Origin of the sequence: Chelativorans sp. ZYF759, assembly GCF_012911015.1 — a bacterium.
GTDB lineage: Bacteria > Pseudomonadota > Alphaproteobacteria > Rhizobiales > Rhizobiaceae > ZYF759.
In genome coordinates this window covers 176,120-197,691 of the sequence record NZ_WVVV01000007.1, presented here as the reverse complement: position 1 = coordinate 197,691, position 21,572 = coordinate 176,120, and the positions used below count along the sequence as shown (strand labels likewise).

Annotated in this window: 24 protein-coding genes; 14 read left to right on the top strand and 10 right to left on the bottom strand. The window is 63.4% G+C overall.

The window, feature by feature from the left end; all coding sequences use genetic code 11:
- Positions 1–19: 19 nt before the first annotated feature.
- The 5 genes from fliR to GRZ55_RS13785 all read left to right on the top strand — a co-directional run bounded on the left by fliR (position 20) and on the right by GRZ55_RS13785 (position 2,671).
- A complete protein-coding gene (gene fliR, locus GRZ55_RS13805; protein ID WP_169287514.1) occupies positions 20–778 on the top strand; it encodes a flagellar biosynthetic protein FliR in 759 nt (252 codons plus the stop codon).
- 2 nt (positions 779–780) lie between these two features.
- Complete coding sequence (locus GRZ55_RS13800; protein ID WP_169287513.1) at positions 781–1,170, top strand: hypothetical protein; 390 nt, start codon at positions 781–783, stop codon at positions 1,168–1,170.
- 61 nt (positions 1,171–1,231) lie between these two features.
- Positions 1,232–1,765, top strand: coding sequence for a rod-binding protein (locus GRZ55_RS13795; protein ID WP_169287512.1), 534 nt, complete (start codon positions 1,232–1,234; stop codon positions 1,763–1,765).
- Between the two features lie 10 nt (positions 1,766–1,775).
- The gene (locus tag GRZ55_RS13790; RefSeq protein ID WP_210257344.1) at positions 1,776–2,189 is read left to right on the top strand and encodes a hypothetical protein; all 414 of its coding nucleotides are present in this window, start codon (positions 1,776–1,778) and stop codon (positions 2,187–2,189) included.
- Complete coding sequence (locus GRZ55_RS13785) at positions 2,186–2,671, top strand: hypothetical protein (RefSeq protein WP_169287511.1); 486 nt, start codon at positions 2,186–2,188, stop codon at positions 2,669–2,671. The genes GRZ55_RS13790 and GRZ55_RS13785 overlap by 4 nt, the downstream gene beginning before the upstream one ends.
- 2 nt (positions 2,672–2,673) lie before the next feature.
- On the opposite strand, the gene GRZ55_RS13780 is transcribed toward GRZ55_RS13785, so the two are convergent.
- A complete protein-coding gene (locus GRZ55_RS13780; protein WP_169287510.1) occupies positions 2,674–3,468 on the bottom strand; it encodes a crotonase/enoyl-CoA hydratase family protein in 795 nt (264 codons plus the stop codon).
- A gap of 154 nt (positions 3,469–3,622) precedes the next feature.
- On the opposite strand from GRZ55_RS13780, the gene GRZ55_RS13775 reads away from it, so the two are divergent.
- The 3 genes from GRZ55_RS13775 to GRZ55_RS13765 all read left to right on the top strand — a co-directional run bounded on the left by GRZ55_RS13775 (position 3,623) and on the right by GRZ55_RS13765 (position 5,681).
- A complete protein-coding gene (locus GRZ55_RS13775) occupies positions 3,623–4,642 on the top strand; it encodes a TRAP transporter substrate-binding protein (RefSeq protein WP_169287509.1) in 1,020 nt (339 codons plus the stop codon).
- A gap of 65 nt (positions 4,643–4,707) precedes the next feature.
- A complete protein-coding gene (locus GRZ55_RS13770) occupies positions 4,708–5,163 on the top strand; it encodes a DUF3237 domain-containing protein (RefSeq protein ID WP_169287508.1) in 456 nt (151 codons plus the stop codon).
- The gene (locus GRZ55_RS13765) at positions 5,160–5,681 is read left to right on the top strand and encodes a MarR family winged helix-turn-helix transcriptional regulator (protein WP_169287507.1); all 522 of its coding nucleotides are present in this window, start codon (positions 5,160–5,162) and stop codon (positions 5,679–5,681) included. Before GRZ55_RS13770 ends, GRZ55_RS13765 begins: the two co-directional genes overlap by 4 nt.
- 42 nt (positions 5,682–5,723) lie before the next feature.
- Here GRZ55_RS13765 and GRZ55_RS13760 read toward each other — a convergent pair whose 3' ends face one another.
- The 4 genes from GRZ55_RS13760 to GRZ55_RS13745 all read right to left on the bottom strand — a co-directional run bounded on the left by GRZ55_RS13760 (position 5,724) and on the right by GRZ55_RS13745 (position 12,429).
- Positions 5,724–7,589: a feruloyl-CoA synthase gene (locus tag GRZ55_RS13760; protein WP_169287506.1), complete on the bottom strand. Its 1,866-nt coding sequence runs from the start codon at positions 7,587–7,589 to the stop codon at positions 5,724–5,726.
- 96 nt (positions 7,590–7,685) lie between these two features.
- Positions 7,686–9,626, bottom strand: coding sequence for a biotin carboxylase N-terminal domain-containing protein (locus GRZ55_RS13755; protein WP_169287505.1), 1,941 nt, complete (start codon positions 9,624–9,626; stop codon positions 7,686–7,688).
- 7 nt (positions 9,627–9,633) lie between these two features.
- Positions 9,634–10,803 carry an acyl-CoA dehydrogenase family protein gene (locus GRZ55_RS13750; RefSeq protein ID WP_169287504.1) on the bottom strand — a complete coding sequence of 390 codons (1,170 nt, stop codon included), beginning with the start codon at positions 10,801–10,803 and terminating at the stop codon, positions 9,634–9,636.
- Positions 10,804–10,818: 15 nt separating this feature from the next.
- Positions 10,819–12,429 carry an acyl-CoA carboxylase subunit beta gene (locus tag GRZ55_RS13745; protein ID WP_169287503.1) on the bottom strand — a complete coding sequence of 537 codons (1,611 nt, stop codon included), beginning with the start codon at positions 12,427–12,429 and terminating at the stop codon, positions 10,819–10,821.
- A 225-nt stretch (positions 12,430–12,654) separates the two neighbouring features.
- Here GRZ55_RS13745 and GRZ55_RS13740 point away from each other — a divergent pair, with 225 nt between their 5' ends.
- Together GRZ55_RS13740 and GRZ55_RS13735 are read left to right on the top strand one after the other, a co-directional pair.
- Positions 12,655–12,933 carry an SCP2 sterol-binding domain-containing protein gene (locus GRZ55_RS13740; RefSeq protein WP_169287502.1) on the top strand — a complete coding sequence of 93 codons (279 nt, stop codon included), beginning with the start codon at positions 12,655–12,657 and terminating at the stop codon, positions 12,931–12,933.
- 42 nt (positions 12,934–12,975) lie between these two features.
- Complete coding sequence (locus tag GRZ55_RS13735) at positions 12,976–13,299, top strand: hypothetical protein (protein ID WP_169287501.1); 324 nt, start codon at positions 12,976–12,978, stop codon at positions 13,297–13,299.
- A 68-nt stretch (positions 13,300–13,367) separates the two neighbouring features.
- Here GRZ55_RS13735 and odc2 read toward each other — a convergent pair whose 3' ends face one another.
- Positions 13,368–14,501 (bottom strand): ornithine/lysine decarboxylase, encoded by a 1,134-nt coding sequence (gene odc2 / locus GRZ55_RS13730; RefSeq protein ID WP_169287500.1) that lies wholly within the window; start codon positions 14,499–14,501, stop codon positions 13,368–13,370.
- Positions 14,502–15,037: 536 nt separating this feature from the next.
- On the opposite strand from odc2, the gene GRZ55_RS13725 reads away from it, so the two are divergent.
- The 4 genes from GRZ55_RS13725 (at position 15,038) to GRZ55_RS13710 (ending at position 18,925) form a co-directional block, all read left to right on the top strand.
- Complete coding sequence (locus GRZ55_RS13725; RefSeq protein WP_169287499.1) at positions 15,038–16,225, top strand: amidase; 1,188 nt, start codon at positions 15,038–15,040, stop codon at positions 16,223–16,225.
- 2 nt (positions 16,226–16,227) lie between these two features.
- A complete protein-coding gene (locus GRZ55_RS13720) occupies positions 16,228–17,127 on the top strand; it encodes a LysR family transcriptional regulator (protein WP_169287498.1) in 900 nt (299 codons plus the stop codon).
- A gap of 75 nt (positions 17,128–17,202) precedes the next feature.
- Positions 17,203–17,862, top strand: coding sequence for a DUF1007 family protein (locus GRZ55_RS13715; RefSeq protein WP_169287497.1), 660 nt, complete (start codon positions 17,203–17,205; stop codon positions 17,860–17,862).
- Between the two features lie 52 nt (positions 17,863–17,914).
- Entirely contained in the window at positions 17,915–18,925 is a 1,011-nt protein-coding gene (locus GRZ55_RS13710) for a nickel/cobalt transporter (RefSeq protein WP_246734744.1), read from the top strand.
- A gap of 2 nt (positions 18,926–18,927) precedes the next feature.
- Here the strand turns inward: GRZ55_RS13710 and denD are convergent, their stop codons facing one another.
- Genes denD through GRZ55_RS13690 form a run of 4 tightly spaced genes read right to left on the bottom strand, consistent with a single transcriptional unit; the run spans position 18,928 to position 21,533 of the window.
- Complete coding sequence (gene denD / locus GRZ55_RS13705; protein WP_169287495.1) at positions 18,928–19,893, bottom strand: D-erythronate dehydrogenase; 966 nt, start codon at positions 19,891–19,893, stop codon at positions 18,928–18,930.
- Positions 19,893–20,099, bottom strand: coding sequence for a hypothetical protein (locus tag GRZ55_RS13700; protein ID WP_246734734.1), 207 nt, complete (start codon positions 20,097–20,099; stop codon positions 19,893–19,895). The genes denD and GRZ55_RS13700 overlap by 1 nt, the downstream gene beginning before the upstream one ends.
- Complete coding sequence (locus tag GRZ55_RS13695; protein ID WP_169287494.1) at positions 20,096–20,854, bottom strand: SDR family oxidoreductase; 759 nt, start codon at positions 20,852–20,854, stop codon at positions 20,096–20,098. Before GRZ55_RS13695 ends, GRZ55_RS13700 begins: the two co-directional genes overlap by 4 nt.
- A complete protein-coding gene (locus GRZ55_RS13690) occupies positions 20,838–21,533 on the bottom strand; it encodes a GNAT family N-acetyltransferase (protein WP_169287493.1) in 696 nt (231 codons plus the stop codon). Before GRZ55_RS13690 ends, GRZ55_RS13695 begins: the two co-directional genes overlap by 17 nt.
- Positions 21,534–21,572: the final 39 nt, after the last annotated feature.

The window sequence follows — 21,572 nt, the reverse complement described above, 5'->3', positions numbered from 1 at the left end:
CCGTCGCAGGACAGGTGGCATGATCGCTGAGGTGACAGTCGAGACCGCACTGCTGGCAATCTTCCTTGCCTTCTGCCGCATCGGCGCCTGCTTCATGCTCATGCCGGGCCTGTCGAGCGCCAGGGTCCCCATGCAGGCGAGGCTGTTCATCGCCGTCGCCGTCAGCATGGCAATGTTCGTCCATCTGTGGGAGGCGATCGTGCCCCATGTCGGCGCGGGAGCGGGCCACCTCTTCACCCTGATCGGGTCGGAGCTTCTGATCGGCGCCACGATCGGGCTGGTGGCCCGCTACTATCTGCTGGCGGTCCAGTTCATAGGTTCGGTCATCGCGATGGTCTCGGGGTTCAACGCCATGGCGGGTGTGGCCGTCGAGGAAAGCGATCCGCAATCGCCATTGGCCGCCATCATTTCCTTCTCGGCGCTGATGATCCTGTTCACGCTCGACTTCCACCACGCCGTGATCCACGCGCTGGTGGACACTTATGAGGTCATGCCGCTGGAGGCGCTTTTCGATCCGCGCATCGCGCTGATGAACCTCGTCGACACGATCTCCGACGCGTTCTTCGTGATGGTCCGCCTCGGCAGCCCCTTCATCGCCTATGCGATCCTGGTCAATCTGGCGATCGGCCTGGTGAACAAGCTGACGCCGCAGATCCCGATCTACTTCGTGGCGCTGCCCTTCGTCATCGCCGGCGCCCTGGTGATGATGTACTTCGCCATTTCCCCGATGCTGAGCCTCATGGCCGATGGCTTCATTCCCACCACGATCGGACGTTGACGATGGCCCAATCGCGCAAAGACCGGCTCAAAAAGGTGCTGGCGCTTCAGGAACAGCTGAAGCGACTGCACGAGACGCGCCATGCCATGCTCCTGTCCGGAGCGATCGCCGCGGAGCGCGAAGCCGAGGACATCATGCAGCGTGTCGGACGCGACGACTCCCTGTCGGACCTGTTCCCCGAAATCTACCACCGCCGCATCGCGCGGGCGAACCAGTTGCGCATGGAGCATCTGGCCAATGCGAGAGTGGAGGCAGAGCGCCTGGCCCAGGCCAATGCGCGAACCGACATTGTCGAGCGCAATTATCGCGAGGCCAGGCAGATGGACGACCGCCAGCGCAGCGAGAAGGAACAGCTTGAAGGCCTGGATCGCGCCCGCGCTTCACGCAAGTAAGCCTGCCACAAGCTAAGCAGGCTTATGGTCGCAACAGATAAAGTTACAGGGTGGGGAACCGTTGGCCGTCTCGCTTCCAACCGATATCATCATGGATGTGGCCCGCGCCGCAGACCCAGACAGGGTTCAGGCGGCGCGCGACCGGCTTTCATCCTATGCCAGCCAGGCGCCCGCAGCGACCAGCTTCGCCGCGACGCTGGATGCGTCTCCCGCAGGCACAGCCAGAGCGAGCGCCCCGGCAGGACCGTTCCAGCAATTCGAGGCCTTCGTTCTGCAATCCTTCCTCGAGAACATGCTGCCGGAAGACAATGAGGCGGTATTCGGTAACGGCCTTGCTGGTGGGATGTGGAAGTCGATGATGGCCGAGCAGCTCGCCAACCAGCTGGCCAAGGCGGGCGGTATCGGGATCGCGGACCGGATCCTCACCGACTACTACGCGCGCGGCCAGGCAGGTAACGCCGCCGCAGCGGACCAGAAGCGTGCCGAAGAGACCAGCAACCTGACCTCACACGCCATCGTGCATGAAATCCAACGCCAGATCGGCGACTCGCTAGGGAAGAACGACGGTCTCCTTACGGACCGCAAACAAGGATGAGTTCCTCAACATGAACATGCACATACCAAGCCAGCCCCTGCCCGGCCACACAGCCTCGCACGCATCCCCGGTGAGCCTGGTGTCGATCATCGGCCGCATCGAGGAAGCTATCGAGCGGGAGACCCTCGCCATCCGCACGGATGTCAATTTCGACATCAAGCAGTCGAACATCCGCAAGAGCCGCTACCTCTATGAGCTAACGAAGGCGATGCGCGGCATGGGCCCGGACGAACTGCGTCCCGAGCACCGGGACGGCATGGTCCGTCTGCGCGAGAAGCTCGAGCGGAACGAACAGGCGATCCGGGCTCAGTTGAATGCGGTTTCGGAAGTGGCCTCGATCATCCAGAGCGCCATCCAGAAATCGGAAGGTGACGGCACCTACTCGGCTGGCGCGTTTGGCGGCCAGGGGGCGGCCGCCCGATGATCAAGTTCGCGCTCGCGGCGCTGTGGATCATCGCGGTCACCACCGGGACGGTCCTGTTCGCCTACCAGAGCGCGGGCACTGACCCGGAAACGGAGCAACAGGCCACATATTTCGGCGGTCTGGACTATGTCCAGACCGAGGTTATCTCCGTGCCCGTTCTCAAGAACAACGAAGTCCACGGCTATTTTTTGGCGCGACTGGTCTACACGGCCGAGGCCGAAAAGCTGCACCGCATGGTGATGCCGCCCGAAGCCATCATCTTCGACGAGGTCTATTCATACCTCTTCGGCAACGAGCTGATCGACTTCTCCGGCAAGGAGACATTCGATCTGGACGCTTTCCGGAACGGTATCAAGGACAGCATCAACCGCCGCGTCGGCGAAGATCTCGTTCGGGAGATCCTTGTCGAGCAGATGGATTTCCTGACCAAGGCCGACATCCGCAACAGCATGATGCGCGGCTTCGCCGGTTCAGAAATGTGAGATCAACGGAAGCGCGGCTTGCGCTTCTCCAGGAAGGCCATCAAGCCCTCCTTTGCATCGGGCCCGGTCTGCGACAGCGCCGCGCTGAGACTTTCCGCGTAAAGCCCGTCGGCATGCGACATGTCGTTGATACGCGCAATCGACTGGATGATCAGGTAGTTCACCATCGAGGCATTCTCGGCGATGCCGGCGGCCAGCTCGCGCGCCTTGTCGAGCCCCTCGCCTTCGCCCACGAGATAATGGGACAGACCCAGCGCCTGGCCTTCCTCGGCACCGTATTCGCGTCCCGTCAGCATCATTTCCGTCATGCGGTCCGGGCCAAGAATACGGCCCACACGAACCGTCGCGCCACCGCCAACGAAAATGCCACGCTTGCCTTCGGGCAGCTTGAAACGGACCGAGGGTTCGGCAATGCGCACATGGGTGGCCGTGGCGATCTCGAGACCGCCGCCCATCACGGCACCGGTGAGGACGGAGACGACCGGAACGCCCGAAAACTGGATGCGGTCCATCAATTCGTGCCAGCCGCGCGAATGCTTCATCACCTCGACGGGTTCGCGCTGGGATTGTTCGGCAAGATCGAGCCCGGAAGAATAATGCCCCCCCGCGCCGTCCATGATCACCACGCGCACCTGCTCGGGGATTGCCACGAAGAAGTCCCGCATCGCATCGAGAAGCGTGTCATTGATGGCATTGCGCTTGTCGGGCCTGTTGATGGTCAGGCGGGCGACCTTGCCTGCAACCTCGACGAGAAGCGGGTTTTCCGCCGCCGGCTGCGCGCTTGCCACTGACTTCATTTTTCTGATGCCCTCGTGAGAGGAGGCCGCTATGATTTCCTCTGCAGCCCCTTGATTATTTTGTTTCGTATCATAACAATCGAAGCTGCTTCAAGTCCGACGCTTCAGGGAGGAGTTTTCGGTGGAAGCTGTGCATCAGGGAGGAGTTCTCAAAATGAAATCCGCAATCAAGCTTGGCCTTGCGGCCTTGCTCGCTTCCACTGCCTACACCGCGAATGCCCAGGAGGTTCAGTTGCGCCTGTCGCACTGGGTCCCCGCCACGCATCCGGTGCATGAAATGGGTATGGCCGACTGGGTCGAATCCATTCGCAAAGCTTCCGAAGGTCGCATCGAGATCACCGTCTATCCCGGCCAGCAGCTCGGCGCCGCCCCCGACCATTACGACATGGCCCGCGACGGTATCGCCGACATCACCTACACCAATCCGGGCTACCAGGCCGGCCGGTTCCCCATCTACGGTCTGGCCGAGATTCCCTTCCACGGCAACAACGCCACCGACGGCGCGGCCGCTCTCCACGAATGGTACGAGCCGATCGCCGAGACCGAGATGTCGGACGTCTATTTCTGCCTGATCAACCCCCACGATCCCGGCACGATCCATTCGAGCTCGCCGATCCGCGTTCCGGCCGACATCGAAGGCAAGAACATCCGGCCGGCACACGCCACCATGGCCCGCTTCGTCTCGCTGCTCGGCGGCAACGCGTACCAGGTTCCGGCTCCAGAGGCCCGCGACGCCATCTCGCGCGGCATCGCGGACGCCATCACCTTCCCATGGAACTCGATCTACATCTTCGGCATCGATTCCGCGGTCAATTACAGCCTCGACATGCCCTTCTACCTGTCGTCGCAGATGCTTCTCTTCAACCGTGACGTGATCGACGGTCTGTCGGAGGAAAACCGTCAGGTGATCGAGGACCACTGCACGCCGGAATGGTCGAAGCGCTTCTCGACCGGCTGGGCTGAGAACGAAGCTTCCGGTCGCCAGAAGATGGTCGACAATGCGGACCACGAGGTCTACACGCCCACGGAAGAGGAAGTGGCCATGTGGCGCGAAGCCTCCCAGCCGCTGATCGACCAGTGGCGGGCCGATGTCGAAGCCGTTGGCGGCGATGCGGACGAGCTCTACCAGTCCTATGTCGAAGCCTTGCAGCGCCATAACTCGCTGTTCGAATAATCGATGAACGGGCCGACGGATCACCGTCGGCCCGTGTCCTGGGCCCTGCCCGGAAAGACAGCTTCATGAAGATCGAGCTCGCCCATCTCTGCGACCTGCATGTGGAGCTGGCGTCCCCCATCGAACTCGGTACATCCGTGCGTGGCCGCAGGCGCATCATTCCCATCATCGGGGGAACCGTCACAGGCGAGCGTCTGTCGGGTCGAATCCTCGATCTGGGGGCCGACTGGCAGACCGTGTTTTCCGATCATTCGGCTGAACTCGACACGCGCTACGCGATGGAAACGCATGATGGCGCCATCATCGACATCCGCAATTTCGGCTTCCGCCACGGACCTGACGAGGTTATCCAGGCTCTGGCACGGGGAGAGCAGGTGAACCCGGCATCCTATTACATGCGCACCCATCCTCGCTTCGAGACGGGGGACGCGCGCTACGCCTGGCTGAACCGCACGATTTGCGTAGGCACCGGCGCCCGCGAGCCCGACTGCGTCAGGATTGCCATTTTCGAGGTCTTATGAACGTTCGCTCCAAGACGACACGTGACGCGGCCAAAACTTCGAAACCTGCCGAAGCGACCCAGGTGCGGGTGGACGAAATACCCGAGATGGGCGCAATCGTCGGCTATATGCTACGACGTGCCCAGCTGGCGGTCTTCCAGGACTTCATCGAGAGTTTCGCCAAGCTGAAGCTGCGACCAGCCGAATTCTCCGTCCTGGCCATCATGGCGCGCCAGCCCGGGCTCAAGCAGAGCGAGATCGCCGAAAAGCTCGGCATCAAGCGGGCCAATTTCGTTTCGCTCATGGACGGCCTGGAACAGCGTGGTCTCGCCGAAAGACGCAAGTCCGAGCATGACAAGCGCTCACACGCACTTCATCTCACCGAGAACGGCCGTCAGTTCGTCAACCGCATGATCGATGTCTGGAACCGGCACGAGGGGCGCGTGATCGAGCAGTTGGGCGGTCCGGAAGGCAAGGCGCAGCTGATCGGACTGCTCGAGCGCATCCATGAATGGAAGGCAGCCCCGAAGACGAAATGAGCCGGCAAGCCGGCTCATTTCAGGTCAGGGCTGCGATGCCGCTCACGCCTTCTTCTTGCGTGCGACGATCACGTGCTCCGGCGGGGTGTCGGCATAGAGATCCTCCACCAGATCGGCGCGCACGCTCATCACGGCCCGCTGGTTGATCGAGCCCTTGTCGGTGACCTCATGCAAATCGATCGAAGGCGGGGTGTCGAGCACCAGCGCGCGGGCAACCATGTTGGAACTTCCCGTCGACTGGCTTGCCAGTTGATCGAGACGTTCCTGGAGGAACTCGCGCAATTTCGGGTGGCGGGCGATGGTCGCCTCGTCGGCGTCGGCCAGCGACGGATCGACCTTGCGCGCCGCGTCCACGTCGAGAAAGAGCATGGCGCCGATATGGTTGCGGTTAAGGCCCGTGATGACAGCCTCCCGGACGTAGGGTGCGCAGGCGCGAACCAGGCTGCCGCGCACGCCGGCCATGTTGACCCACGTGCCCGTCGACAGTTTGAAATCCTCCGACACGCGGCCATCGAAGATGAAGCCCCGGTTCACGTCGCTCTCGTCGACCAGCTTGAGCGCGTCGCCGATCTTGTAGAAGCCGTCTTCGTCGAAGCACTCGGCCGTCTTGTCGGGCTGGCGCCAATAGCCGGGCGTGATGTTGGGACCGCGCAGGCGCAGCTCCAGCTTCTCGGCATCCGGCACGAGCTTCATTTCCATGCCCGGGGCAGGCAAGCCCACCTCGCCCGGACGGTCGACCGCCCAGGTCGTGGTGAACGCAAAGGGCGCGGTTTCGGTCGAGCCGTAGCCCGTGATGATCATGATCTTCTGACCGATGGCCTTCTGAGCCAGCCGCTCCAGCGAATCCCACACATGCTGCGACAGGCCGGCGCCTGCATATTGCAGGAGGTTGAGGCGCGAGAAGAAATTGTCGCGCAGGCGATCGTTCTTTTCCAGATGCTCGCAGAGCATCTCGAAGCCTTTCGGCACATTGAAATAGAGCGTCGGCGCGATCTCCTCGAGATTGCGTACGGTCTTGGCGATGCCCCCCGGGGTGGGCGCGCCGTCATCGATGTAGAGCGTGCCGCCATTGTGGATGGTGATGCCGAAATTGTGGTTGCCGCCGGCCGTGTGGTTCCAGGGCAGCCAGTCGACGATGACGGGAGGCTCATCCTGCAGGAACGCCAGCGCATGGGCGATCATGACCTGGTTGCAGGTCACCATCCTGTGCGTGTTGATGACCGCCTTGGGCATGCCCGTCGAGCCCGAGGTGAAGAGGAATTTGGCAACCGTGTCGCGGTTCACCGCGCGGTTGGCTTCCTCCACTTCCGCCCCCGCCTCGGTGGCAAGCGCCGCATCGAAGGTTACAGATTTGCGGCCGGGAATCGGGTCGCGCGCGATCAGGAGTTCGATGCCATCTTCCATGACCGCATCGAGCGCCTTGGAAAACGGCATGCCTTCGGCCACGAACACCATGCCGGGCGTCAGCAGCTTGAAGATGTGCTTCAGTTTGGCGTGATCCGTCGAGACCAGCGAATAAGCGGGCGAGATCGCCGAGAAAGGCACGCCGGCGGCCATGCCCCCCAGCGCAAGCAGCGCATGTTCAAGCGAATTGCCCGACAGGATTACCAGGGGTCGCTCGGCGCTCAGCCCTTTGTCGAGCAGGAACTGGCCGATCGAACGGGCGTGGCGGGCGGCTTCGGCATAGGTCACCTTGCGCCATTCGCCATCCTGGCCCCGGTCGGCGAACAGCACCCGGTCGGGCGCGACGGAGGCCCAGTGATCGACGCGGTCGATCAGCGAACGCGGGTACTCGCCCAAGGGCAGTCTGGAACGAATCTGGAATACGCCATCCGCGCTGATTTCGTGCTCGACGGCAAGTTCACCCATATTGACGGGCCGCATGCCCGGAACATTCACAACCGGCATGAAAAATCCTCCCCGGATACATTGTTATTCGCAATAACAATGTTTTCCGGGCGCATCAAGACGAATGGCGGGTCCTTGCCCGGAGCAATCCCAACCTCATGCCTCGCCGGCGGCTTCGATCAGGAGGATGGGGTCCCCGGCCTGCACCTGTCGACCGACCGCCACCTCGACGCTCATGACCGTTCCGGCAATGCCGGCCACAAGCCGGGTTTCCATCTTCATGGCCTCGATGGTCGCCACCGTCTGACCGGCGGCGACCATATCACCGATGTCGGCCTCGATCGAGGAAACGACGCCGGCGAGCGGCGCCACGACAGACCCGCCGGAGAGCTGGTCCTTCGCGCGTGCCAGAGGGTCGGGTTCGCTGAACCCATGCACCTCGTCGCCGTGGAAGAGCCAGACCTGGCGTTTGTCGAGGGCAAAGAGGACCGAGCATGCGTTTCCGTCCAGCTTGCATCGCAGCCGCCCGTTCTCGATCCGGGCTTCCTCGATCCGGAACGACGCTCCGCCCGCGGCGGCCGACACGAGACGGGAACGGTCGAAGACGAGGTCCACGGGGACCGCAACGCTCCGCGAGACAAGGGTCACGCTTGTCTCGGCACGTCCCGAGCTCCGAAACCAGTCGCCCCCCGGAGCCAGACACAGGATCATTGCCGCGAGCACGAGGGCGATCGGGTCTGCATCACGAAGCGATGCGGGTTCGGCGTCGAGCCGGCCGGTCGTCATGCCGCCCTCGGCAAAGCTCTCTCCCGATAGAATTGACAGAAGCTGGCCTGCATTATTGCGCACACCCAGGAGCGGGCTTGCCCTGAGCGCCGCAGCAAGGCGCGCAGTCGCCTGTGCACGGGTCTGGCCGTGAGCGATCAGCTTGGCGACCATCGGATCGTAAAAGGGCGAGACGACATCCCCTTCGCGAATGCCCGCGTCAACGCGGACACCCTCAAGCGCAAGCGCGGCCCGCGGCCGCCAATAGCTGATACGACCGGTTTGCGGGGCGTAATCGGCGTTCGGGTCTTCGGCATACAGGCGCGCCTCGATTGCATGGCCTTCGAAGCAGACCGTCTCCTGCGGTGGCAAGGCCTCGCCCTGCGCGATCCGGATCTGCCATTCGACGAGATCGAGACCGGTGACCATCTCCGTCACCGGGTGTTCCACCTGGAGCCGCGTGTTCATCTCGAGGAAGTGAAAGCCACCATCCTCGCCGACGATGAATTCGACGGTGCCCGCCCCTTCATAGGTCACGGCCCTGGCGGCAGAAATCGCGGCGGCGGTCAGCCTTATCCGTAAGTCATCACTGACAAATGGTGATGGCTGCTCCTCGATGACTTTCTGGTGGCGCCGCTGGGTGGAGCAGTCGCGTTCTGCAAGGTGGATGATGTTGCCGTAGCGGTCACCGAGCACCTGGACCTCGATATGGCGCGCATCCACGATCAGCTTTTCGAGGATAACCCTGCCATCGCCGCAGGCGGCCAGCGCCTCGCGTCGCGCGCTCTCGAGCGCCGTCTGGAATCCCGCGGCGTCGGGCACCCGGCGCATGCCGCGGCCGCCACCACCGGATACCGCCTTGATGAGAAGCGGGAAGCCAACGCGCTCCGCTTCTGCGACAAGCCGCTGGTCACTCTGTTCTTCCCCGTCATAGCCGGGAACGACAGGCACGCCCTCCGACATCATCAGGCGACGGGCGCCCGCCTTGTCGCCCATCGCTGCTATGGCTTCCGCCGAAGGCCCCACCCAGATGAGACCAGCAGCCTGACAAGCCGCCGCGAAATCTGCGTTTTCCGACAGAAAGCCGTATCCAGGATGTACGGCATCCGCGCCGCTGGTGCGCGCCGCAGCAAGTATCGCGGAGATGTTCATGTAGGACTGAGCCGCCGGCGTGGGCCCGACGCGAACCGCGAGGTCGGCACTCTCGACATGAAGCGCTTCCCGATCGGCATCCGAATAGATGGCCACCGTCTCGATCCCCATGCGCCCTGCGGTACGGACGATGCGGCAGGCGATTTCGCCGCGATTGGCGATGAGGAGTCGGCGGATCATGCGGGGATCAGCTCCACGCCGGCCGGTTGCCGGTGCCCGGCAGCGTGCCCTCGAGCTTGGCGATGATGCCGAGCATGATCTCGTCGGGACCCGCTCCGATGGAATAGAGCCGCGTATCGCGATAGGCCCGGCCGACGGGGTTGTCCTGAGTGTAGCCCATGCCACCCCAGAACTGCAGACAGGAGTCGGAAAGTTCGCGCCCCAGCCGGCCGACCTTCAGCTTGGCCATGGACGCCAGACGCGTCACGTCCTTGCCGGAGATATATTGTTCGATCGCACTCCAGGTGAGCGCGCGCAGGAGTTCCACCTCCGTGCGCAGTTCCGCAAGCCGGAAATGGACCACCTGGTTGTCGAGAACCGCCTTGCCGAAGGTCTGCCGCTGCGCGGCATAATCGATGGTGATGTCGATAAGCCTGTCGAACGCCTTCAGCGAACTGGCCGCCGCATAAAGCCGCTCTTCCTGGAATTGCAGCATCTGCATGGTGAAGCCCATGCCTTCCTGCCCGATGATGTTCGTGGCCGGGACGCGCACCTCGTCGAAGAAGAGTTGCGCGGTGTCGGAGGAGTTCATGCCGATCTTGTGGATTTTCTGACGCGTGATGCCCCTTGCGTCCAACGGGACGACGATGAGCGACTTGTTCTTGTGCACCGGGCCATTGGAAGTGTTGGCGAGCAGGCAGCACCAGTCGGCCTTCATGCCGTTGGTGATCCACATCTTGGTGCCGGATATCACCAGGTCGTCGCCCTGCTGACGCGCCGTGGTCTTGACCGCCGCGACGTCCGAGCCGCCGCCGGGCTCCGACACGCCGAGGCAGCCCACGACGTCACCGGCGATGGAGGGGGCGAGATAGTTGCGCTTAAGGTCGTCAGAACCGAACCTGTTGAGCGCCGGCGTGCACATGTCCGTGTGGACACCGATCGCCATCGGTACGCCCCCGCAATCGATGAGGCCGAGTTCCTCGGCGACCACCATCGAATAGGAGAAGTCGAGCCCCAACCCACCATAGGCGGGATCGTATTTGACGCCCAGAAGCCCGAGATCGCCCATTTTCTTGAGCACGTCGTGCGAGGGAAACTCTTCCGCATCCTCCCATTCCTGCACATGCGGATTGATCTCGGTCGCGACGAACTTCGCCACCGTTCTGCGGATAGCCTCATGTTCGGGCGTGAACTGCATGGTCCCGTCTCCTCCCTAGCCGCGCGCGACCCCGAAACTGTTGGGTCTGAGCGTGCGACGATCTCCTTCGGCAGCAATGGTCAGGCACAGCCCCAACACGCGGCGCGTGTCGCGAGGGTCGATGATGCCGTCATCCCAGAGCCGGGCGGTCGCGAACAGCGCGCCCGATTGGGCCTCGATGCCGGCACGAATGCCGGCGCCCTGTTTGGCAAGCGCCTCCTCGTCGACCGCTGCGCCAGCGCGTTCCGCCTTGCCGCGCGCCACGATCTCCATGACCTTTGCCGCCTGTTCTCCCCCCATCACCGCCGTCTTCGCCGACGGCCAGGAGAAGATAAATCGCGGCGAGAAGCCCCGCCCGCACATCCCGTAATTGCCGGCACCGTAGGAACCGCCGATCAGGATGGTGAATTTGGGCACCCGCGCATTGGCAACGGCCTGGATCATCTTGGAGCCATGTTTGACCGCCCCTGCCCTTTCGGCCTCCGAGCCGACCATGTAGCCGGTCGTGTTCTGCAGGAAGACGAGCGGCGTTCCGGCCTGATCGCACAACTGGATGAACTGCGCAGCCTTGAGCGAGCCCGTCGGCATGATGGGGGCGTTGTTGGCCAGGATGCCGACCTTCACACCCTCTATTGCCGCATGGCCGCAGAGCATGTCGGGCGAATAGGCCTGCTTGAATTCGAGGAAACTGGACCCGTCGACCACGCGGGCGATCACCTCGCGCATGTCGAAGCTTGTCTTCTCGCCGGCAGGCACGATGCCCATGAGTTCTTCCGGCTCGAAATCGGGTGGCGAAACAGAGGGACCCGGCTCCGCGTCACTCCAGCCGAGATGGGCCAGTATCTCGCGTGCATAGGCGATGGCCTGGGCATCGTCCTCCGCGACATACTCGCCGAGGCCCGTCACCTCACCGTGCAGGTTCGCCCCTCCAAGCGCTTCGTCGTCGGCGTCCTCACCGATGGCCGCCTTGACCAGCGGCGGACCGGCCAGGAAGATCTTCGAGCGCCCGCGCACGAGAACGACGTAGTCCGAAAGGCCCGGCAGATAGGCGCCGCCCGCCGTCGAGGAACCGTGAACCACAGCGATCTGCGGAATACCCGCCGCCGAGAGCCTTGCCTGGTTGGCGAAGGCTCGACCGCCCTCGACGAACATTTCCGACTGGTAGAGCAGATTGGCACCGCCGCTTTCGACCAGATAGACCAGCGGCAGCCTGTTCTCGAAGGCGACCTCCTGAAGTCTCAAGGTCTTTTTCAGCCCGGTGGGAGGTATCGTGCCTCCCTTGATCCCGCTGTCGGAAGCCGAGACGACAACCCGCCGCCCGGACACGACGCCGATGCCGGCAATCGCGCCGCCACCCATGATGTTCTTCCCGCCATCGTCGTCATGCATCTTGTAGCCGGCGAGCGCGGACAGCTCGAGGAAAGGCGTGCCTCGGTCGAGCAGCGCCTCGACGCGCGCGCGGGGCAACATCTGTCCGCGCTTTTCGAATACCGCCTTGCGCGCGGCGGAGTTGTCGCGCACCGCCTGTTCGAGCGTCCGCACCTCGGCCAGCCGCGCATGCATGGCTTCGGCATTGCGTGCGTAGTCGGCAGAGCTGGGTTCGATCCGCGAGACAAGTTTCGCCATCAACGACGTCCACGACGGAAAGCGGCCCGGGTGACAAGCGTCAGACCCGAATGGCAATCCATTCGCCGAATGCTACGGTAAGCCAAGCGACCTTTCCTCCCAAGGGTCGGAAAGGAGGCTAAATCACGTTGACGTAAACGTCAATCAACTGCTAATTCGCATTCGGAAAAATGACGTCTCCGTACCACGAGGAACGTCCCGATCAGGAAGCCAAGGAGAATGACGATGGACATCAACGAGATCGCCGCAAAGATGCAGGAACGCGTCGCCGCTTCGGGCTTCGACCGTTCGGTGAAGTTCGATTTCGGCGACGAGAAGCTGCTGATCGACGGCCAGACCGTCTCCACCGAGGACGGTGCCGCCGACTGCACGATCGCGATGTCGAAGGACGATTTCGAAGCAATGGTATCGGGCGACCTGAATCCCACCGCAGCATTCATGCAGGGAAAACTGAAGGTCGACGGCGACATGTCCGTAGCCATGCAGCTCAGCCAACTGCTATAGGATCTGCGCAGGCGGTTTCCGCCACTTTCCTGGAAGTTACTCATGCGCAAGTTTCTTGGTGCCGCCCTTGCGGTAGCGATGCTTGCGCCCGTGCCGTCGGCACTGGCGCAGGACCTCATATTCATGCTCGACAACCAGAGCAGCTACGACATCTACGAGTTCTATGCCTCGCCGATCGACGTGGGCGACTGGGAAGACGATATTCTCGGGCCCGACATCCTGCCATCCGGCCAAGCGGTGCGCGTCACCATCGCCGATGCGCGCACGCAGTGCGAATATGACGTCCTGGTCGTTTTCGAGGATGACGACGAGCTGACCGACACGGTCGATCTTTGCGAGACCGGCAGCTACACCGTCACCGACTGACCCTGTAGAGCAGAACAAGAAAGCCCCCGGCACCGCGCGGTACCGGGGGCTTTTTTGATGTCAAAGCGTCAGATGACGTAGGATCGAAGCGGCTCGAAGCCGTTGAAGGCAACCGACGCATAGGTCGTGGTGTAGGCGCCGGTGCCCTCGATCAGCACCTCGTCGCCGATCGTCAGCGAAACCGGCATGGGATACGGCGTCTTTTCGTAAAGCACGTCGGCTGAATCGCAGGTCGGACCCGCGAGAACGCAAGGCGCGACCTCATCGCCGTCGCGCGGCGTGACGATCGGGTAGCGGATCGCCTCGTCCATCGTCTCGGCCAGCCCGCCGAACTTGCCGATGTCGAGATAGACCCAGCGCAGCGGATCGTCGTCCGACTTGCGCGAGATCAGCACCACTTCCGACTTGATGACGCCCGCATTGCCGACCATGCCGCGGCCCGGCTCGATGATGGTTTCCGGCAGTCGATTGCCGAAATGCTTGCTGAGCGCGCCGAAGATCGCCTGGCCATAGGCCTGGGCCGCCGGCACGTCGCGCAGGTAACGGGTCGGGAAGCCACCGCCCATATTGACCATCTTGAGCAGGATGCCCTCCTCGGCCAGCGAGACGAAGACCCGCTTGGCGTCGGCGATCGCGCGGTCCCATGCAGTCAGGTCGGTCTGCTGCGAGCCGACATGGAAGGAGACGCCATGAGCCGAAAGCCCGGTCCGCACGGCGTGGCGCAGCACCGCAATCGCCATCTCCGGCACGCAGCCGAACTTCCGCGACAAAGGCCATTCGGCGCCCTCGCCATCGGTCAGGACACGGCAGAAGACCTTCGATCCAGGCGCCGCACGCGCAACCTTCTCGACCTCTTCCACGCAGTCGACCGCGAAAAGACGCACGCCGAGTTCGAAGGCCCGCGCAATGTCGCGCTCCTTCTTGATCGTGTTGCCATAGGAGATCGCCTCAGGCTGTGCGCCGGCATCGAGAGCCATCTCGATCTCGGCCACGGAAGCCGTATCGAAGGAGGAGCCAAGCGAGGCGAGCAGGCGCAGGATCTCCGGTGAAGGGTTTGCCTTGACGGCATAGAAGATCGCCGATTGCGGCAGCGCGCGCTCGAAGGCGCGGTAATTCTCACGCACGACGTCGAGATCGACGACAAGGCAGGGGCCTTCGGGTCGTCGGGTGGCGAGGAAATCGATAATGCGCTGGGTGGCCATGTGTCATCTCCCGGCACGGCTTGCGCCGCTTCATCTGGCTGCGGGCAAGGCACATCGGCCCCGCCCATGGTGGACAAAGCGCGTGAATCGGCAGATCGAGGCACCGGCCGGTGGAAATGTCCGGAGCCAGTTCTGCGAATTACGCGGCGGAGAGCCTGCGCCCTGCGGCGAAAGCTCGCTTTGTCTGCCTCAGCTTTGGATGGGAGACCCAACCGCACTGCCGGCAATGATGGTGTGCCTCTTCAGTAACCCCGGTCTTTGGACGACCGGAAGAGAACCAGAAAGGCCCGCACCGTCGTTGCTTCAAGATGTCCTCGGACTGGCGGGTGGCCGCTAGACCGACTGGAGGGGTTAGTTCCAGGTACCTTACCGACTCCTCACCATATCGAGGGTCGGCGGACACCCACAGGCACGTGCGACTTTGGGCAGCCGCGGATATAGTGATTCCCGCTGTCATGATCAATGGAATTCTGGCGCCGGTTGAAAAGATCGTGCCGATGAACGATGCTCCCGATAACGTCAAACCGGAGCGAACGATGCTCGCAGCCAGCGACCCCCTGAATGCTTTTCTCGAGCGCCCCGAAGCCGAGGTCCCGCATGCCGCTAGCGGGCCGCTCTCCGGGCTGACGCTCGCCGTCAAGGACATCTACGACATCGCCGGGCAGAAGACGGGCGGCGGCAATCCGCACAAGCTCGCCGAAGCCCCTGCCGCCGTCCGGACGGCCCCCGCCTTGCAGAAACTCCTCAATGCCGGCGCACGCTTCATCGGCCGGACGCAGACCGACGAACTGACCTTCTCGCTCATGGGCCAGAACGCCCACTATCCCGAGCCGGTGAACCCGGCCGCGCCCGACCGAGTGACCGGCGGCTCCTCCTCCGGCTCGGCAGCGGCGGTGGCGGGCGGTCTGGCCGACATCGCGCTCGGCTCCGACACGGGCGGATCGATCCGTGCCCCGGCAAGCTTTTGCGGCCTGATCGGCCTTCGCACGACCCATGGCGCAATCACGCTCGAAGGCGCGATGCCGCTGGCGCCGAGTCTCGATACTTTCGGCTGGTTTGCCAGGGACATCGAGACCTACGCCCGGGTGGGCGCGCTATTGCTGGCCGGCAATGCCGAAGCCCCGGCCTCGCCGCGGCTCCTCCGAATGGAGGTTCTCGACGCGCTGCTGCTGGGCCAGGCAGAGCGGGATGAATACCAGCGCATGCTGGCAAGCGTCCGCAGCGCGATGGGCGAGCCCCGCACGGTGCCGGCGCCGACGCTGCCGGTCGATGATCTCTATTGGTCGTTCCGACGGATCCAGGCATACGAGGCCTGGGCCGTCCACGGGCCCTTCCTGACGGGCGGCGACCGGCAATTGGGACCGGGGGTGAAGGAAAGGTTCGAGTTCGGAGCGACGCTTGGCTGCGAAACTGCCGCCGCCGAGACGAAGAAGCGCCAGGCATTTCGCGAAGAGCTGCGCGCGCTTCTTGGCGATGACGGCTTTCTGGTCCTGCCGACGGTGCCCAGCGCGGCCCCGCTCAGATCCGCATCCTTCGAGACAATCCAGGACTATCGCGAACGTGCCCTGCGGCTCCTGTGCCTCTCCGGCCTGTCGGGCTTCCCGCAGATCACACTGCCGCTTGGCGGCATCGACGGCGCTCCTTTCGGCATCTCCCTGATCGGCCCGGCAGGGTCGGATCTGAAACTGATAGGGCTGGCCGGCCGGATCATGAAAAGGCGATGAGCATGGATACGCTGACCCGCATGCGCGCCTTCATCGCCGTGGTGGAGGCGGAGGGATTCTCGGCGGCGGCGCGCAAGATCGGCCGCTCCAAGGCGCTGTTGTCGAAATATGTCCGTGAACTGGAGGACGAGCTTGGCGCCCTGCTCCTGAACCGAACCACCCGCCAGTTCTCGCTGACGGAAGCCGGCCACACCTATTTCAAGCGGGCGTCCGAAATCGTGCGCGAGGTAGACAGCCTTGCCGACACGGTCCGCGAATCGTCAGGCGACGTGAAGGGCCGGATCAAGCTGTCGGCGCCGCGCACGCTCGCCGACGCCGATATCGGCCAGTCGCTGATCGATTTCGCCCGCGAGTACCCGGACATCGTCCTCGAGATCAGCCTCGATGACCGTTTCGTGGACCTTGTCGAGGAGGGCTTCGACATGGCGATCCGTATCACGCGCATGGAGGATTCCTCCATGATTGCGCGCCGCCTCTGCCCATTCTCGATCCGCTTTTGCGCCTCGCCGGACTTCCTGGCCCGGCACGGCGTGCCGAAGGTCCCCCATGACCTCGCCAAGATGCCCTGTATCATCGATACCAATGGACGGTGGCTGTCCAACTGGCCGTTCCAGAAGGAAAGCGGCGAGATGGTGAGCGTCGCCGTCTCCGGACCGATCGAGGCCAACAGCCCTCGCGTGACGCTGGCCGCCGCCCTCGCCGGACTGGGCGTGGCGCCGCTGCCCGACTTCATCGCCCGCGAAGACGTGGAGTCCGGTCGTCTCGTCACCGTCCTCGACGAATTCGCGCCGCGCAATGGAGGAATTTTTGCCGTCTATCCTCATCGACGCTACCTGCCCGCCAAGGTGAGGGTCCTGGTCGATTTCCTCGCCAAATGGTTCAAGGACAACGCCCGCGTCTGAATGATCGGCAGGTGTCCCATTTTCGCCAGCTTTCTGATAGAATCTCCACTGCTTCGCACGACAGAAACGGGACACATGCTTCGACTGACGCAAATCCTGGTCTTGGCGCTCACCCTGGCCATTGGCGCGAGCGCGAGCGCGAAGGCGCATCCGCACATCTGGGCGGAAGCACGCCTCGAAGTCGGGGTGTCGGCCGATCGCGAGGTCAAGTGGTTGCGGCATGTGTGGCGCTTCGACGAGCTTTTTTCCAGCACGGTGCTGTTTGAGTTCGATACCGACCGGGACCTGAAGCTGAGTGCGGCGGAACTGGAGGAAGTGGCCTCCGTCATCCACGAATCTCTGGCCGAGTTCGACTACTTCCAGATGGTCAACCGGGAGGGAATACGCGTTTCCATGGAAGCGCCCGAGCGCATGATCGCCAATTTCGACGGCGATCACCTCATCGTGGCCTTCGAATCCCATCCCTCCGAAACCTTGCGCCTCGATGGCAAGGTCGATTTCGGCGTCTACGACCCGACCTTTTTCACCGCCATCGATTTTTACGAGGACGACCTGATGATAGTCGCCGGCATGCCGGATGATTGCAGCAGGGAAGTCATACGTCCCGATCCGATGGAGGCGCTCCAGCAGAACCAGGACACCTTGACCGAGGCATTCTTCAACGAGCCCGGCGGCGTCGACTACAGCAGCTTGTTTGCCACCCGCCTGCAGCTGAATTGCCAGGCAAGCGGATAAGACCATTTCAAGGAGGGGTCTCTTGAGGGGGACGACAACCGGAGCGCTTTGCCTGGCCGTTTGCGGGCTCATTCTCGCGGCCGCCACGGGACAGGCTCTTGCCCAGAGCCCACTCGGCATCGGGGCCACGGAAGCGGCCCTGCCGACGACCGGTCTCTTTGGCGGCTGGCTCGCCTGGATCAACGTACAGCAGCAAGGGTTCTACCGCACGCTCACGACGGCGCTGCGCACCATGCGCGACGAAGGCACGGGCGCCTGGATGCTGGTTTCGATCTCCTTTGCCTATGGCGTTTTCCACGCCGCCGGGCCCGGCCACGGCAAGGCCGTCATCTCCTCCTACATGCTCGCCAACGAAGTCGCGCTTCGGCGCGGCGTTCTGCTGTCCTTCCTCTCCTCCTTGCTGCAGGCGGTGACGGCGATCGTGGTCATGAGCGCGGTCTTCCTGTTCCTGCGCGGGACGGCATTCTCGATGGCGGACGCAACCCGGTACCTCGAGGTGGCAAGCTACGCGCTGGTGACCGCCTTCGGAGCCTGGCTCTTGTGGCGCAAGGCTTTTCCGCGGTTGAAAGCCCTTTTCTGGGGCGCCCCGGTCCGCAGCCTGTCTGCCGCGGTCGCGACGGGTCACGCGTCCCATGCTCATGAACAAGGCGGCCACCATCACGATCATCATCACGGTCCGGATGAAGTCTGCTCCACATGCGGCCACAGCCACGCGCCCGATCCCAGGCTGATCTCGGGGGACCGCTTCGACTGGAAGACGGCCTGGGCGGCCATCGTCGCCGTCGGCGTTCGTCCCTGCACCGGCGCGCTGGTGGTGTTGTCCTTTGCCTTTCTGAACGGGCTCTGGATCAGCGGCATCGTGTCGGTGTTCGCCATGGCGATCGGCACCGCGCTGACGGTGTCCGTGCTCGCCACCCTGGCCGTGATGGCCAAGAACTGGGCGGTGGCGATCGGCGGAGACGGACGCGCCGGCAACAGAATCCATGCCGGCATCGAAATCTCCGGTGCCGCCCTGGTCTTCCTGCTCGGCCTCACCCTGCTTCTGGCTGCGCTCTCGGCCTGAACTCAGCCGCCGAGCTCATCCTCGATATGGGCCTTGATGATCTCGTCATAGGTCTGCTCGGTGACAAAACCCAGATCGCGCGCCCGCCTGGCCTCGAATCGGGTCGGCCAGTTCTGCACCAGGCTCCAGATCGCTTCGTCGTGCTCCTCCCGGATCAGCGCGACCGTTTCCTTGCCAGCGACCCGCTCCAGAGCTTCGATCTGTTCGCCGACCGTGACCGCGACCCCTGGCATGCTCAGATTGCGCCGCGGTCCGATCGCGGCACCGTCGAGTTGCGCGGCATGCAACAGGAAGCTGACCGCAGAGCGCGGGCTGGCATGGGTCTGCACCACGTCGCGCGGCACCGGCAGAATTGCCTCGCGTCCGACCAGCGGCTCGCGAATGATGTTGGAGAGAAAGCCGGAGGCGGCCTTGTTGGGCTTGCCGGGGCGCACGCTGATCGATGGCAGGCGGATGCCGACACCGTCCAGAAGCCCGCGCCGCGTGTAGTCGACGAGCAGCGCTTCGACCATTACCTTCTGGGTGCCGTAGGAGCCAAGCGGGACCGTATGGAAATCGTCGGGAATGACGTCCGGAAACGGGCCTCCGAAGACAGCGATGGAGGACGAGAAGACCACCCGCGGACAATGCCCTGCCTCATGTATCGCGTGGAAGAGGAGACGCGCGCCGTCCAGGTTGGCGCTGTAGCCAAGCGCGAAATTGGTTTCCGCCTCCCCCGAGACAACGCCGGCCAGGTGGAAGATCACGTCCGGCTTCTCCCGCATCAGCTTTGCCGCTTCCCCGGGCTCGGAGAGGTCGCCGACATGGATGGCGACATGCGCTGAAGCAATCGATTCCTGCTCGAGCGGAACGACGTCGTGCAGGTCCAGGGCGGTGATCGCGCGATCGCCGATGGCCTCCTCCTGCATGAGCCGGGCGACGAGTTTGCGGCCGATCATTCCTGCCGCGCCTGTAACGAGGACCCGCATCAGCCCCTCCTGCGATCTTGATAGCGGCCGCGAAGCCAGAAGACGATGAAGAACGCGCCGATGAAGAGCGCCGCGATCACGACTGCCAGCCATGGCGACGTCTCGGCCAGCGCAATGAGGATGCCGGGCATGAAGAAGCCCACTATGCCGAAAATGGCCAGGAAGACGGCTGCGCCGATCATGGCACTGCGGGTTTCGGGTTTCAAAGCGTCCAGCCTCCGTCGATAGGGATCGCCGTGCCTGTGGTGAAGGCCGACTCGTCTGAAGCCAGATACACCGCCAGCGCGGCGATTTCATCAGGCTTTCCAACCCGTCCCATGGGTTGGCGAGAGACGAAGAGTTCTTCCGCCTTGTCGCGTCCGCCGATCTGCCTGCCGAGTTCCTCGACTCGCGCCTCCCAGGAGGGCGAGCGCACCGTGCCGGGGCAGATCGCGTTGCAGCGTATGCCGCGTGCCACGAAATCGAGCCCGACCGACTTCGTCAGTCCGATCACCGCCGCCTTGGTCGCGCCGTAGACATAGCGGTTGGGCGCAGCCTTGATCGACGACGCGCCCGACGACAGGTTGACGATCGAGGCCGAAATCCCCGAAGCGGCAGCGCGTTGCAGCATGCCAGGCAGGAACATGCGGATCATCCGGTGCATGGACTTCACGTTGAGATCGAAGGAGAAATCCCAATCGTCTTCCGAGCAGTCGAGAACGGTCCCGTGATGGACGTAGCCGGCCACATTGACGAGCACGTCGATCGCGCCCACCTGGCGGGCATAGGATGCGATCGCCTCCGCCGAGGTGACATCGAGCGCTGCGACATCCGCCCCTGCAAGATCGGCGAGAAGGTCAGGGTTGACGTCGGAGGCGAAGACCTCGGCGCCCTCCGCCACGAATGCCTCGGCGATGGCGCGGCCGATGCCCTGCCCTGCCGCCGTCACCACCGCCCGCTTGCCCTCAAGCCGTCCTGCCATTCTCGATCTCTTCCCTCAGCGCCTGAAGTCGAGCAACCTGGTTCCCGGTCTCGTCGAAATTGGACGGGTCCAGCCACGCCTCGAAGGCGTCACGGATGGTGGGCCAGTCCTCGTCGGTCATCGCATACCATGCCGTGTCACGGTTTTCGCCCTTGACGACCATGTGCTTGCGAAAAACGCCCTCGGCCAGGAAGCCGAAGCGCAGCGCGGCACTCTTGGACGGTTCGTTCAAATCGTTGCACTTCCATTCGAACCGGCGATAGCCGAGATCGTCGAAGACATGGCGCGCGAAGAGGAAAAGTGCCTCGGTGGCGGCGGGCCGACGTGCCACAAGGCCGGTCCAGAGAATGTTGCCCACCTCGATCACGCCATTTCCGGCATCGATACGCATGAAACTCTGGCGCCCGCCGATCTTGTCCGTCGTCTTGTCGATCAGCACGAACATCATCGGATCGACGGTCGAACTGGCCTTGATGATCCACTCGTCGAAGGCTTCGCGATTGGGCGGCGGAAAATCCGACAGGAACCGAAAACGGTCGCCGGCATCGGGTGTCGTCGACGCATCGAACAGACCCTCGGCATGGACACGGGGATCGATGGGTTCGAGACGGACGAAGCGCCCATCCATCGGCGCACGAGTGGGGAGCGGTCTGGGCGACCAGTCTGAAAGCTCTGGCATGCATGTATCCTCACGGCTTGCAGCTATGCAGCATATGCA